At 69.1% G+C, this 13,982-nt stretch carries 12 protein-coding genes; 6 read left to right on the top strand and 6 right to left on the bottom strand.

The window, feature by feature from the left end; translation table 11 throughout:
• The first annotated feature begins 47 nt into the window (after positions 1-47).
• Complete coding sequence (locus tag OU415_RS15470; RefSeq protein WP_270949460.1) at positions 48-1,241, top strand: YncE family protein; 1,194 nt, start codon at positions 48-50, stop codon at positions 1,239-1,241.
• Here OU415_RS15470 and OU415_RS15465 read toward each other — a convergent pair.
• The 5 genes from OU415_RS15465 to OU415_RS15445 form a co-directional block, all read right to left on the bottom strand.
• Positions 1,238-1,972 (bottom strand): SAM-dependent methyltransferase, encoded by a 735-nt coding sequence (locus OU415_RS15465; RefSeq protein WP_270949459.1) that lies wholly within the window; start codon positions 1,970-1,972, stop codon positions 1,238-1,240. The genes OU415_RS15470 and OU415_RS15465 overlap by 4 nt on opposite strands.
• Before the next feature lie 58 nt (positions 1,973-2,030).
• Positions 2,031-2,927 carry a homocysteine S-methyltransferase gene (mmuM, locus tag OU415_RS15460; RefSeq protein WP_270949458.1) on the bottom strand — a complete coding sequence of 299 codons (897 nt, stop codon included), beginning with the start codon at positions 2,925-2,927 and terminating at the stop codon, positions 2,031-2,033.
• Between the two features lie 360 nt (positions 2,928-3,287).
• On the bottom strand, positions 3,288-4,184 hold the full coding sequence (locus tag OU415_RS15455; RefSeq protein ID WP_270949457.1) for a sugar ABC transporter permease: 897 nt from the start codon (positions 4,182-4,184) through the stop codon (positions 3,288-3,290).
• A gap of 1 nt (position 4,185) precedes the next feature.
• Positions 4,186-5,109 carry a carbohydrate ABC transporter permease gene (locus OU415_RS15450; protein WP_270949456.1) on the bottom strand — a complete coding sequence of 308 codons (924 nt, stop codon included), beginning with the start codon at positions 5,107-5,109 and terminating at the stop codon, positions 4,186-4,188.
• 7 nt (positions 5,110-5,116) lie between these two features.
• Positions 5,117-6,346, bottom strand: coding sequence for an extracellular solute-binding protein (locus OU415_RS15445; protein ID WP_270949455.1), 1,230 nt, complete (start codon positions 6,344-6,346; stop codon positions 5,117-5,119).
• A gap of 193 nt (positions 6,347-6,539) precedes the next feature.
• Here OU415_RS15445 and OU415_RS15440 point away from each other — a divergent pair, with 193 nt between their 5' ends.
• Genes OU415_RS15440 through OU415_RS15430 form a run of 3 tightly spaced genes read left to right on the top strand, consistent with a single transcriptional unit; the run spans position 6,540 to position 10,088 of the window.
• Positions 6,540-7,562, top strand: a complete 1,023-nt coding sequence (locus OU415_RS15440; protein WP_270949454.1) for a LacI family DNA-binding transcriptional regulator — start codon at positions 6,540-6,542, stop codon at positions 7,560-7,562.
• Positions 7,563-7,602: 40 nt separating this feature from the next.
• Entirely contained in the window at positions 7,603-9,183 is a 1,581-nt protein-coding gene (locus tag OU415_RS15435; RefSeq protein WP_270949453.1) for a glycoside hydrolase family 13 protein, read from the top strand.
• A gap of 59 nt (positions 9,184-9,242) precedes the next feature.
• The gene (locus tag OU415_RS15430; RefSeq protein WP_270949452.1) at positions 9,243-10,088 is read left to right on the top strand and encodes a M23 family metallopeptidase; all 846 of its coding nucleotides are present in this window, start codon (positions 9,243-9,245) and stop codon (positions 10,086-10,088) included.
• 117 nt (positions 10,089-10,205) lie between these two features.
• Here OU415_RS15430 and asnB read toward each other — a convergent pair whose 3' ends face one another.
• Positions 10,206-12,134 (bottom strand): asparagine synthase (glutamine-hydrolyzing), encoded by a 1,929-nt coding sequence (asnB, locus tag OU415_RS15425; protein WP_270949451.1) that lies wholly within the window; start codon positions 12,132-12,134, stop codon positions 10,206-10,208.
• A 394-nt stretch (positions 12,135-12,528) separates the two neighbouring features.
• On the opposite strand from asnB, the gene ctaC reads away from it, so the two are divergent.
• Both ctaC and OU415_RS15415 read left to right on the top strand, forming a co-directional pair.
• Positions 12,529-13,485: an aa3-type cytochrome oxidase subunit II gene (gene ctaC, locus OU415_RS15420; RefSeq protein ID WP_270949450.1), complete on the top strand. Its 957-nt coding sequence runs from the start codon at positions 12,529-12,531 to the stop codon at positions 13,483-13,485.
• Between the two features lie 42 nt (positions 13,486-13,527).
• A complete protein-coding gene (locus tag OU415_RS15415; RefSeq protein WP_270949449.1) occupies positions 13,528-13,926 on the top strand; it encodes a cytochrome c oxidase subunit 4 in 399 nt (132 codons plus the stop codon).
• Positions 13,927-13,982 lie beyond the last annotated feature (56 nt).

Raw genomic sequence — 13,982 nt, 5'->3', positions numbered from 1 at the left:
ATATTCGTTGGGTGGGTTGTCCACTTGGCGGCAGAAGGGCGGTTCGGATGCGGACTCCGCGTGGTGTCAGGATTTCCAGGCTGAGCGCGATCGGCGTCGCGGCGCTGATCGCGCTCGCTCCCGTTCCACCGGCGGCCGCCGAGCCGCAGCGGGACGTCATGTTCGTCGGCAACAACTGGGACGGCACGGTCGACCTGGTCGACGCCGAGCACTTCGGCAAGTACCAGCGCATCGACGTCGTCCCCGACCTCCAGCAGCGGCTCGCCGAGATGACGCCCGACGAGCACGCCGCGATGGCCGTCATCCGCAACACCGCGGGCGAAGGCCACGACCAGCTGGTCGACGACATCGCGGTGTCCCCGGACGGCCGCACCATGTACGTCTCGCGGCCCAGCCTCGGCGACGTCGCGGCCTACGAGATCGACTCCGGCAGGCAGGTGTGGCGCACCGACGTCAGCGGCTACCGCTCCGACCACATGGCGCTGTCGCCGGACGGCTCCCAGCTGGCGGTGTCGGCCACCACCGCGAACCAGGTGGAGCTGCTCGACCCCGCCACCGGCACCGTCGTCGGCAACTTCCCGACCGGCGACTTCCCGCACGAGAACAGGTACTCCGCCGACGGCCGGACGCTCTACAACGCCACCATCGGCCGGGTGATCATGCCCGACGATCCCGCGCTGGACCCGCTCAAGGGCAACCGCTGGCTGACCATTGTGGACACCGCGACCAACCAGGTCACCGACACGATCGACTTCGGGGTCGGGATCCGCCCGTTCCTGGTGATGCCCGACGGGCGCACCATGTACGCGCAGCTGTCCTTCCACCACGGGTTCGTCGAGTACGACCTGGTCGAGAAGCGGATCACCCGCACCGTGCACCTGCCGCTGTCCGAGGACGCGAAGAAGCTCCGCCGCGACGAGTACCCGCTGGACTCCGCGCACCACGGGCTGGCGCTCAACGGCGACGGCACGAAGCTGTGCGACGCGGGCACGGTGTCGGACTACGCAGCCATAGTCTCGGTGCCGAGCCTGACCACCGACGCCCTGATCCCCACCGGCAAGAAGCCCTACTGGGCGGCGGCCACCCCGAACGGCCAGTACTGCGTGCTGTCCAACAGCGACAGCGACGACATCACCGTGGTCGACTTCGACAGATCCACCGAAGTGGCCCGCATCCCGGTCGGCGACCACCCGCAACGGGTCCGCGGCTACGCCGTCCCCACCGACGTCCTGGCCGGCTAGGCGCGGGCGGTGACGATCATCCGGCGATGATCGGTGGTCAGCCTTTCGCCGTCCTCGCCGAGGATCTCGATTTCGCGGAAACCGGCTTCTGCCAGCCAGGTTCGCAGTTCCGGGGCGGTGAGCAGGCGGACCGAGTAGCGGACCGTTCGCCGCTCGCTGCCCCGGATCAGCGTTCGCCGCACGTGGGAGCGGAGGGTGACCGGGTCCAGGTGGTGCTCGTCGATCGCCATGTCCTCGCCCCGGGTGCGGACGACGTCGCGTTGGTAGCGGGGGAGGAGGTTCGCGAGGTTGTTGAGCTCCATCGCGAACCTCCCGCCTGGGCGCAGCGCCCGGTGGACCTGGGCCAGGACCTCGCGGTTGCCCTCGTCGGAGAAGTAGCCGAACGCGGTGAACCAGTTGATGACCGCGTCGAACCGGTCGGTCCAGGGCAGTTCGCGCATGTCGCCCAGCCGGTAGTCGACCTCGACACCGCGGGCAGCGGCGTCGGCGCGGGCGTGCTCCAGGAACGTTCCGGCGCTGTCCAGGCCGGTCACCCGGCAGCCGAGCGCGGCCAGCGGGTTGGCCAGCCGGCCGTGCCCGCAGGCCAGGTCCAGCAGCTCCGCCCCCGGTTCGAGGCCGAGCAGGTCCCAGATCTGGTCCGCTTCGGCATCGCTGCGCGGATCGATCAGGTCCTGGTAGAAGTACAGGTAGTCGTCGTCGAACAGGCCTTCAGCATCGAATTCCGGTTCCATGCGCGCTCCTTCGCCGATCCCAGCTTGGAGCGCGCTGCCGTTCGACGGCAACCGGTTTTCAGCGCTCCGGGTCGATCAGGGCTTCGGCGATCGCGGAGATGTCCTCCGGGCGGACCCGGCAGCAGCCGCCGATCACGCTGGCGCCGGCATCGCGCCAGGTGCGCGCCAGGGCGGGCGACAGCTGGGGGCGTCCGGTCCAGCTCCGCTTCTGCGCGTCCCAGTCCTCGCCGCTGTTCGGGTAGACCACGACGGGTTTCGTCGTTGTCCCGCAAGCGATTTCGATCGCGGTCAGGACGTCCTCGGGGGCCGAGCAGTTGACGCCGACCGCGATGATCCCCGCGTGCTCGGCCACCGCGAAGGCCTCCGCGAGCGGCTGTCCGGCGCGCGTGCGGTCGCCGCTGGTGGTGAACGACAGCCAGGCCGGGACGTCGAGCCCGTCGAGGGCGTCGACGAGCGCTTCGGCCTCCTCGACGTCCGGGACCGTCTCCAGGGCGAAGACGTCCGGGACGGACTCGGCCAGCACCTCCATCCGCGGGCGGTGGAAGTCGCGCAGCTCGCGCTTGGTGCGGCCGTAGCGGCCGCGGTACTCCGAGCCGTCGGCGAGCATCGCGCCGTACGGGCCGATCGACGCCGCGACCCAGCGGTGCCGACCCGGCTCGACGTCACCGGCCAGCCGGGCCAGCTCCACGCTGCGGCGCATCAGCTTCGCCGCCTCCTCGCGCTCGATGCCGCGCGCGGCGAAACCCTCGAAGCTGGCCTGGTAGCTGGCCGTCGTCGCGATCTCGGCCCCGGCGCGGAAGAACGCGGCGTGGGCGGCCACGATCTCCTCCGGCGAGTCGGCCAGCAGCCGGGCCGACCACAGCGAATCGGACAGGTCGTGCCCGAGCGCCTCCAGCTCGGTGGCCAGACCGCCGTCCAGGATCGTGGTCGCCCCACCCAGCGTGAACGCGTTCATGCCACCCAGCGTAGTGCGACTCCCCACCCCGCACGACCACGCGATCCACCTCGCACCGCCCGACTCCACCGGAAGGTTCCTCGCGTTCCGCCGCCCGAACCGCAGTTTCAATTGAAACTGCGCACCCCACCCACGGCGGATCGCAGTTTCAATTGAAACTGTGAAATTCACTGGACAACGGTGTGCCGGGTGTGCTCGGGCAGGGCGAGGGGACGGGCTCGAGCGGTCGACCGACGTGCGTCGGTGTGTCGGGTCCCGACATGCCGACACCTGTGGACAGGTTCCGGGTCCTGTGGACAACGTCCGCAATTTCAATGGAAATCGGAGGTCCGATTTCCATTGAAATTGCGGAACTCCGGGTCAGGACTTGACACTGCCTGCGGTGAGGCCTCCTACGAGGAAGCGCTGGACCAGGTAGAACACGACCACCGCGGGGATCGCCACCAGGACCGATGCCGCGGCGAGGTGGCCCCACTCCGCCCGGTTCTGCTGGACGAAGACCTGCAGTCCGACCGCCAGGGTCTTCGAGCGGTCCTCGGCGGACAGGAACGCCGAGGCGAAGGCGACTTCGCTCCACGCGACGATGAACGAGTAGAACGCCGTCACCGCCAGCCCCGGCCTGGCCAGCGGCAGCACCAGGCGCCAGAACACGCCGAACGGCGAGAGCCCGTCCACCCGTCCCGCCTCGTCGATCTCGCCGGGGATCCCGTCGAAGTAGCCCTTGAGCATGTAGGTGCAGAACGGGATCGCGGTGCTGCAGTACACCAGCACCAGCCCGAGCGCGCTGCCCTGCAGCCCCAGCGCCAGCAGGATGTTGTACAGCGGCACGATCAGCACCGCGAACGGGAACATCTGCACGACCAGGAACGACAGCAGCAGCCAGCCGCGACCGGGGAAGCGGAAGCGGCTGGCCGCGTAGGCGGTGGTCGCTGCCAGCAGCACCCCGAGCACGGTGGTCAGCGCCGCGATCAGCACCGAGTTGCCGAACCAGCTCAGGAACGATCCCTTCGCGCCGGAGAGCACGTCCCAGTAGTTGTCCACTGTGGAGTCCGCGAACAGCGTCGGCGTCGGCTCGATCGCCTTGTCGTCCGGTTTGAACGACACCACCAGCACCCAGAACACCGGGAACACCGCGATCAGCGACGCCACCACGAGCGCCGCGTGCAGCCCGATGCTGGCCGCTGTGGATCGCTTGCGCCGCACCGCGGTCCGGGTCGTCGCGGTCGTGGCGCGCAGCGAGGCCGCGTCGATGGACATCTCAGAGCACCTCCCCCTGCCGGCGCATGGCGCGGCGGTAGATGGCGGCGAACACCAGCAGGAGCGACAGGATCAGCACGCCGTAGGTCGAGGCGAGCGCGTAATCCCTGGTCGCACCGGAGAAGAACCGCTCGAAGGCGTAGGTGACCAGGATCCGGGTGTGCGGGTTGTTCTCGGTGATCAGGTAGATCACCGGGAACATGTTGAACGTCCAGATCACCCCGAGCAGCACCACCGAGCTCGACACCGGCCGCAGCCCGGGCAGCGTCACGTGCACGAACCGCTGCCACGGCGTCGCCCCGTCGATCTCGGCCGCTTCGTGCAGGTCGGACGGGATGGACTGCAGACCGCCCAGCAGCGCCACCATCATGAACGGCACGCCCAGCCAGACGTTCACCACGATCACCGACACCAGCGCCAGGTCGGACTGCCCCAGCCACACCTGCGGCGGCAGCCCGAGCGACTCCAGGGCCCAGTTGATCAGCCCGTACTCGGAGTTGAACAGGTACCGCCAGGCGAACGCGCTGATGAACACCGGAACCGCCCACGGCAGGATCAGCAGCACCCGGTACAGCCCGCGGAACCGCAGCTGCCGGTTGAGCAGCATCGCCAGCCCCAGGCCGATCGCGTAGTGGCAGAACACGCACGTCGCGGTCCAGACGACGGTCCGCGCCAGCGTCGTCCAGAACGAGCCGTAGGCCGGATCCCCGGACAGCACGTGGAGGAAGTTGGCCAGCCCGACGAACTCGTAACTGGCATCCCGGTCCAGCACCGGGTTGGCGATGTTGGTGTCGTTGATGTCGGTGAACCCGAAGAACAGCCCCTGGACCAGGGGGAGCACCACCAGCAGCGCGAGGACCGCGACCACCGGGAGGACCATCGCGTAGGCGAACCAGTGCCGTGCGAGCACTTTCGTGAACCGCATGGCGACCTCAGCGCTGCGTGTAGTCGGGGAGGACTGAGGTCTTGTAGGTGCCTGCGAGCTCGTCGAGCGCGGCACCGGTCTCCTTGCGCCCGGACAGGATGTCGCCGTAGGCGGTCTGCAGCGGTTCCAGCAGTTCGGCGTTCTCCGGGATCCACGGCCGGTCGTGCGTGTCGGCCACCAGCGGCCGGAACGCCGAAACCACCGGGTTCTGCTTCACCGCGGGGTCGTCGTAGGCGGACTGGCGGGTAGGCAGCAGGCCGAGCCGCGCGGCGATCTTCGCCTGGTTCTCGGTGCTGCTCATGCACTGGATGAACTTGACCGAGTTCTCGGTGGCGTCGCTGCCCTGCCGGATCACGTAGTCGTGGCCGCCGACCGGTGAGGTGCCGGAGCCGGGGACCGGCGCGATGCCGAGGTTGCCCGGGTCGGCGAACTGCTCGGACTGGGTGTATTCCGCGACCGCCCACGGCCCGTCGACGACCATCGCGACGTCGCCGGAGGTGAAGGCGGCCTTCATTGTGGTGTAGGAGTTCGGCTGGTCGAGCGCGGTGCGGGCCGCCCCGGCGTCGAGCAGGTCCTTGGCCGTCTGCAGGCCGCGCACCGCATCGGGGGAGTTCACCGTGATGGTCCGGGTCCTGGTGTCGACCAGGTCGCCGCCGTGGCTGTAGAGGAACGGCAGTGCGTAGTACTCGTCGTTGTTGATGAACAGAGCCCGATCGCCGCCGAGCTTCGGCGCGATCGCCTCGAGCTCGTCCCATGCCTTCGGCGGCTGGACGCCGGCCTGCGCCAGCTGCGCCTTGTTGTAGAAGAGCGCGAGCACGTCGGTGACCTGCGGGACGGCGTAGGTCTTGCCCTCGTGCTTGGTCGATTCCAGCGGTGTGGGCAGGAAGTCGGCGGTATCGGCGGCCAGCGGGGTGTCCGACAGGTCCTTGATCAGCCCGGCCTTGGCGAGCTGGGCGACCCAGCCGACGTCGGCGCGCAGCACGTCCGGGCCCTGCCCGCCCTGCGCTGCGGTCTTGTAGTTGTTCAGGGTCTGGTCGAACGAGACCGCCTCGACGCGCACCTGGTAGCCGCCGGTGCGGGCGCAGTCGGCCGCGATCTCGCGGAACACGCCGCTCTCCGACGATCCGCTGGTGTCCCAGAAGACGACCTCGTCGGGGTTGCCGCTGCTGCCGCCGCACCCGGCTGCGATCGCACCGATCAGGCCCAGAGCGACGCCGACCGTGGCCCTCGATCTCATGCCCACACCTCCTGTTTGCAAAAATTTGCGAACATCCGGCGTCAAATTGCATACCCGAGATGTGATGCAAGTCAAGATGTTCAGTAATCTGGCGAGATCTGGACGCGAGCCGATGTCGCGAAGTGTTTGCAAAATCTTTCGATCGTGTGCAGGATTGCGGGAGCAGTGGTTCCGGCGCGACGGGAGTCGAGCAGTGGCGGGTCTGGCCGATATCGCCCAGGCGGCGGGGGTGAGCGTCTCCACCGTGAGCCGGGTGCTCAACCGCAAGGCGGGGATCAAGGAGGAGACCCGCCAGCGCGTCCTGGAAGTGCTCAACCAGATGCCGCACACCGCCCGCGGCACCGGCGCGCTGCGCCGCACCGGCGTCATCGGCCTGCTGGTGCCGGAGCTGTCCAACCCGATCTTCCCGGCGTTCGCCGAAGCGCTGGAAAGCCGTGCCTCGCTGGCGGGTTACTCGTCGCTGCTGTGCAACACGCGGGCGGCGATGACCGAGAAGGAATACGTCCGGATGCTGGTCGCCCGCGGTGTCGAGGGCATGATCTTCGTGTCGCCGGAGATCGCCAACCCGGACAACGACGAGCGCCGAACCCGGGGCTACTACGAGGAGTTGCGCGCCGAGGGCGTCCGGATGGTGTTCGTCAACGGCAGCGCGCCGAGCCTCGACGTCCCGGACATCACCGTCGACGAGCACCTGGCCGGCTACGCCGCAGCGCGGCACCTGCTGGAGCTCGGCCACCGCCGCATCGGTTTCGTCAGCGGTCCGGCCCGCGCGCTGCCGTCCCGGATGAAGCGGGCCGGATGGGCGGCGGCGCTGGAAGAAGCCGGTGTGGAGCCGCGCGCGGACCTGGTCGCGCACGCGCCGTTCGGCGCTGAAGGCGGCGCGCAGGCGATGGGCGAACTGCTCGACGGACCGCGGCCGACGGCGGTGCTGTGCTCGTCGGACGTCATGGCGCTCGGCGCGATGCGGGAGGCGAAGCGGCGCGGATCGGCCACGCCGGAGGACCTTTCGGTGGTCGGCTTCGACGACATCCCGCTGGCCGCCTACTGCCAGCCCGCCCTGACCACGCTGGCCCAGCCGATCCACGACATGGCCGCCGCGGCGGTCGACGAGCTGACCCGGCAGCTCGACCCGGACGAGCCGGTGCGGGCCTCGACCGACTTCAGCCGGATGTTCCGGCCCCACCTGATCGTCCGAGAGTCCACCCGGTCGCTCTGAACGGCGCCGGGCCCGAACACCCACGCAGGAGGCGCAGCGAATGTCGAGTTGGTGGCGTGACGCCGTCGTTTACCAGGTCTACGTGCGCAGCTTCGCCGACAGCAACGGCGACGGCATCGGTGATCTGACCGGAATCCGGGAACGGCTGCCGCACTTGGTGGACCTCGGCGTCGACGCCGTCTGGCTGACCCCGTTCTTCCCCTCGCCGATGGCCGACGGCGGCTACGACGTCGCCGACTACTGCGGTGTGGACCCCATGTTCGGCACGCTCACCGACTTCGACGCGCTGCTCGCCCGCGCGCACGAGCTCGGCCTGCGGGTCCTGGTCGACGTGGTGCCCAACCACACCTCCGACGAGCACCCGTGGTTCGCCGAGGCGCTGGACGCCGGGCCCGGTAGCCCGGCGCGCGACCGCTACCTGTTCCGCGACGGCCGGGGCGAGCACGGCGAACTGCCGCCCAACGACTGGGAGTCGATCTTCGGCGGCCCGGCCTGGAGCAGGATCGACGACGGCCAGTGGTACCTGCACCTGTTCGACCCGCAGCAGCCCGACCTGAACTGGCGGAACTCGCAGGTGCGCGCGGACTTCCGCAAGGTGCTGGCGTTCTGGCTGGACCGGGGCGTGGACGGGTTCCGGATCGACGTGGCGCACGGCATGATCAAACACCCGGACCTGCCCGACACCGGCCGCGACGGGCAGATCTCCCTGCTGGGACGCGGGGAGCTGCCGTACTTCGACCAGGACGAGGTGCACGAGATCTACCGCGACTGGCGGCAGCTCTTCGACTCCTACCAGGGCGCGCGCATCGGGGTGGCCGAGGCCTGGGCGTCGACCAGCGAGCGGCTGGCCCGCTACGTGCGCGCCGACGAACTGCACCAGGCGTTCAACTTCGCGCTGCTGGAAGCGCCCTGGTCGGCGGCGGAGTTCCGGAAGGTGGTGGCGGAATCCCTGGCCACCACGGCGGAAGTCGGCGCGACCACCACCTGGGTGCTGGGCAACCACGACGTCCAACGCCCGGTGACCCGCTACGGCGGCGGCGAACTCGGCTCGCGGCGGGCCCGCGCGGCGGCGCTGCTCAGCTTCGCGCTGCCCGGCTCGGTCTACGTCTACCAGGGCGAGGAGCTCGGCCTGCCCGAGGTGGTGGACCTGCCCGAGGAGGCGCGCCAGGACCCGATCTGGAAGCGCTCCGGTGGCGAGGAACTGGGCCGCGACGGGTGCCGGGTGCCGATCCCGTGGTCCGGCGATCAGCCGCCCTTCGGCTTCAGCGCGGGGGAGAGCTGGTTGCCCGCGCCGGCGGGCTGGGCGGCGCTGACCGCAGAAGTGCAGGCTCGCAGCGAAGGCTCGGTGTTGCGCACGTACCGCGATGCTTTGGCGCTGCGGCGCGAGGACCCAGCGCTCGGCGACGGTGAGCTGGAGTGGGTCGACGCCCCGGAGGACGTGCTGATCTTCCGCCGCGGCTCGGATTTCCTGTGCGCCACCAACTTCGGCACCGCACCGGTCGCCCTGGACCTGCCCGGCCGCATCCTGTGCCGCAGCGATGCCGAAACGACCTGGGACGGCGTGCTCCCGGGCGCGACCGCGGTGTGGTTGGGGAAGATTCACGAAGAATCCGCCCAATAGGTCTGTTCTTCCCGGTTCTGGCGTGGTCGCATGAATCCCCTTGCAGCTGGAGGTGGTTCATGTTCCGACGATTAGGCACGGGCGTGGCGGCACTCGCGCTCGCAGCGCTGGGCGTGGTCGGACTCGGGCAGGCGCCCGCGTCCGCCGCGCCGAACTTCCAGGTCCCCTTCGAATGCGGCGTCACCGTGACGGCCGCGACGTTCAGCGGCCACAACCCGGCGAACTCGGTGGACTTCCAGAAGTCCGGCATCACCGGCATGCCGGTCCTCGCCTCGGCGGCGGGCACGGTCACCCGGGTCGCCGACGAGGGCAGCACCAGCTACGGCCGCTGGATCGAGCTGGACCACGGCAGCGGCTGGCGCACCCGCTACGCCCACCTGTCCACGCAGAACGTCTCGGTGGGGCAGCAGGTGCCCCTCGGCGCGAAGATCGGCACGGCGGGCGCCACCGGCGGCGTGACCGGCCCCCACCTGCACTACGAGCAGCGCCAGGACGGGGTCGCGGTCAAGGCGGTGCTCAACGGCGTCGCGGTGCCCTACTACGACAAGACGTCGTTCACCAGCAAGAACAACTGCGGCGGCAACCCGTACACGCCGACCGAGGTGTGCGGCTCGGGGTACAGCGTGATCAACTCGAAGGGCCTGTCCGGAGCGGGCACGGTCTACCTGCTCTACAACGCCTCGAACCAGAACAACTGCGTGGTGACGCTGAAGTCGACCTCGCTGGGCACGGCGTCCCCGACGGCGGCCTTCCTGGAAGTCCAGGGCAAGACGAGGACGACGGACTCCGGCAACTTCACCTACTACGCGGGCCCGGTCCGCCAAGCGGCCGGAGCGACCTGCGTGAAGTGGGGCGGCTCGGTCGGCTCCAACGCCTACGAAAGCCCCTTCGAACACTGCGGCTGACCAACGGTCGTGAGTGCGAAGCAGGGCTCGAGCACGGCTCAGCACTCACGACCGGGGAAAGCGAACGGCCCGTCCACCTCGGGTAGGGGTGAACGGGCCGTTCGCTTCGAAACGTCGTCAGAGGCGGACCGGGTAGTGGGGTTCCGGGACCTCGGGGGACAGGCGGCCTTCGATGAAGATGGCGTGCCAGAGCATGAACACCAGCAGGGCCCACAGGCGGCGGCTGTGGTCGAGCACGCCGGAGCGGTGCTCCTCGAGCAGCTGCAGGATCGCCGTGCGGTCGAGCAGGTGGTCGGTCTGCGACTGCTGGATGATGTTGCGCGCCCAGTCGTGCATCTCGTCGCGCAGCCAGTGCTTGATCGGCACCGGGAAGCCCAGCTTGCGGCGGTTGAGCACGTGCGCCGGGACGACCTGGTACATCGCCTGCCGCAGCGCGTACTTCGTGGTCTCGCTGGTGATCTTCTGCTCCAGCGGGACCGTGCTGGCGACCCGGAAGACCTCCGGGTCCAGGAACGGCACCCGCAGCTCCAGCGAGTTGGCCATGGTCATCTTGTCGGCCTTGACCAGGATGTCGCCGCGAAGCCAGGTGAACAGGTCCACGTGCTGCATGCGGGTCACCGGGTCCCAGCCCGCCGACTGGCGGTACGGGCCCGCGGTGACGTCGCGGTGCGACACACCCGGGTCGAAGCTGCGCATCACGTTGCGCAGCTGGTCGTCGCGGAAGATCCGCGCGTTGCCGTAGTAGCGGTCCTCCAGGCTCAGCGCGCCGCGGCGCAGCAGGTCCTTGCCCCGCACGCCCTCCGGGATCGCGCTGGAGACCTTGCCCATCGCCTTGCGCAGCGCGCCCGGCACCTTCTCGAACGGCGCCAGCGACAGCGGCTCGCGGTAGATGGTGTAGCCGCCGAACAGCTCGTCGGCGCCCTCACCGGAGAGCACCACCTTGACGTGCTGGCGCGCCTCGCGGGCGATGAACCACAGCGGCACCAGCGCCGGGTCGGCCACCGGGTCGTCCAGGTACCAGACGATCAGCGGCAGCGCCTCCATCATCTCCTCGGCGGAGACGGTGCGGACCACGTGCTTGACCCCGATCGCCGCGGCCGACTCGGCGGCCACGTCGACCTCCGAGTAGCCCTGCCGCTCGAAACCGGTGGTGAAGGTGATCAGGTTCGGGTTGTGCTCCTTGGCCAGCGCCGCGATCGCGGTGGAGTCGATGCCGCCGGACAGGAACGCGCCGACCGTGACGTCCGCGCGCATGTGCTTGGCCACCGAGTCGCGCATCACGTCGACGATCTCGTTGTGCAGCCGCCGCGCGTCGGCGTCGGTGTTGACCGGCCGGGAGCTGAAGTTCGGCTGGAAGTACCGCTCGGTGACCAGGTGGCCGCCGGGGGACACGGTGAACGAGGTGCCCGACTCGATGCGGCGGATCTGCCGGTGCAGCGTCTCCGGCTCCGGCACGTACTGCAGCTGCAGGTAGTGCTGCATCGCCTTGTGGTCCAGCTCTTCGGCGATGCCCAGCGTGCTGGCCAGGCTCAGCAGGCTCTTCTTCTCGCTGGCGAAGGCCGTGCCGCCCGGGCCGGCGGCGTAGAACAGCGGCTTGATGCCGAACGGGTCGCGCGCGCCGAAGACCACCTTGCGCTCGTTGTCCCAGATCAGGAACGCGAACATGCCGCGCAGCCGGCCGACCACGGACGTGCCGAGGTAGTGGTAGGCGGCGACGATCACCTCGGTGTCGCCGTCGGTGGCGAACCGCGCCCCGAACCGCTCGATCAGCTCGGCCCGCAACTCCAGGTAGTTGTAGATCTCACCGTTGAAGTTGATGGTGTAGCGCTGCGGGGTTTCCGGCGGGCCCCAGGTCAGCGGCTGGTGGGAGTGCTCCAGGTCGATGATCGACAGCCGGTTGAAGCCGAAGACGACCTCACCGCCGTGCCAGGTGTCGCTCTCGTCCGGTCCCCGGTGTCGCTGGCACGGCAGCGCGTTGGCCACCGCGGTCTCCGCGAATCCGGCGTTCTCTTCTGTGGGACAGATCAGTCCAAGCAGGCCGCACACGCGTCTGGTGCACCTCTTCGAGTCGGCGGTGTCGTCTTCTCCAAGCCTCCCCCCGAAGGCTCGCCCCAGTATGCCGTCCGCTCGCCCGCGCGCTGCACGCGCGGGGCACGGGCGCACGAACCGGTGGGGCCCGCCTCGCGACCACCGGCGGGTTTCCGCAGGGACGAGCCGTGCGCGGGCGCCGGAGGTCGTAGCGGAGGCGGTGGCCGGGGTTCCGCTGCGTGACCGCTCGCGCGAACGAGTCCGGCGATCGACGCCCCCGGAGCAGTATCGCGGCTACACCTGGGCTAGGCTCTGCGCAGGATTCCGGCGGCCGATCCGGGTGTCCAGCTCCCGAGCTGGGCACATTTCATCTGGCCGCACCGGTGAGTTTTGCACGAGGAGGCGTCGCGCAGTGGGCCTGAAGGAGGGGACCCGAGTGCCACGGCTGGTCAAAGTCGCTGGGCTGATCGGCCTGGTTGGTGTCGCGGCCACGGGTTGCACGACCGACGAGGTCTTGCGGTTCGGTTGGCCGGAGGGTGTCACCCCGCAGGCCGAATCGATGCGGACCCTGTGGACTTGGTCGGTCATCGCGGCACTCGTGGTGGGTGTGTTGGTGTGGGGGCTGATCTTCTGGTCGGTCGCCTTCCACCGCAAGAAGAAGGGCGACGAGGAGCTGCCCCGGCAGTTCCAGTACAACCTTCCGCTGGAGATGATCTACACGGCCATCCCGTTCGTGCTGGTCGTCGTGCTGTTCTACTTCACGGCGGTCACGCAGAACTACGTGTTGGCCAAGCCGGCGAAGCCGGACCAGACGGTCAACGTGGTCGCGTTCCAGTGGAACTGGGAGTTCAACTACCCCGGTTACAAGACGCCGGACGGCCAGCCGGTGCGCACCGTCGGCAGCAGCAGCGAGATCCCGTTGCTCGTCCTGCCGACCGACCAGCGCGTCGAGTACCACCTGAGCGCCACCGACGTCATCCACTCGTTCTTCGTTCCGGAGTTCCACTTCAAGCGGGACACCTTCCCGCGCCCGGACAAGAACAACCAGGACGACGTCTTCCAGAACACCATCGAGCGGGAAGGTTCGTTCGTCGGCCGCTGCGCCGAGCTGTGCGGCACCTACCACTCGATGATGAACTTCGAGGTCCGGGCGCTGTCGCCGGACAAGTTCGACCGGTACATGCAGCTGCGCACGCAGGTGAACCCGCAGACCGGCCAGCCCTACACCGCGTCGGAGGCCCTGACCAAGCTCGGCCAGGAGCGGCAGGACTGCGGCGAGCTGTGCGAGCCGTACGCGGTGACCGGCGTTCCGTTCAACACCGAACGCACCGGCGGAGCACCCTCCGGTCAGCAGGTCGGGACCAAGTAGCGGTGCCCTCGACAGGGCGTACGGCGTGAGAGCGAGGACTCCATGAAGATCGAATCCCGGATCTTCAACATCATCACCGTTTTCTTCTTCCTGTCCGCGATCGTGTACGGGCTCTGGTCCAAGGAGCCGGTGGGCACCGTGGCGCTGGTCCTGGTCGGCGGTCTCTCGCTGATCATCGGCAGCTACTTCTCCTTCGTGGCGCGCCGGATCGAGGACCGCCCGGAGGACAACCCGGACGCGGAGATCAGCGACGGTGCCGGTGAGCTGGGCTTCTTCAGCCCGGGCAGCTACTGGCCGGTCGGCTTGGCGGCTGCCGCCGGGTTCGCCGCCGTGGCGCTGGCGTTCTTCCACGTGTGGATGATCGTCTTGGCCGTCGGCTTCATCCTGATCATGGTCGCCGGGCTGGTGTTCGAGTACCACACCGGCCAGAGCAACCACTGACGGACAACTGCGACGCAGGCCCCCGAGTCCCCGGACTCGGGGGCCTGCGTCGGTCT

This window comes from Saccharopolyspora oryzae, assembly GCF_027853915.1.
Lineage (GTDB): Bacteria > Actinomycetota > Actinomycetes > Mycobacteriales > Pseudonocardiaceae > Saccharopolyspora > Saccharopolyspora oryzae.
This window is presented reverse-complemented; position numbering and strand designations above follow the sequence as displayed.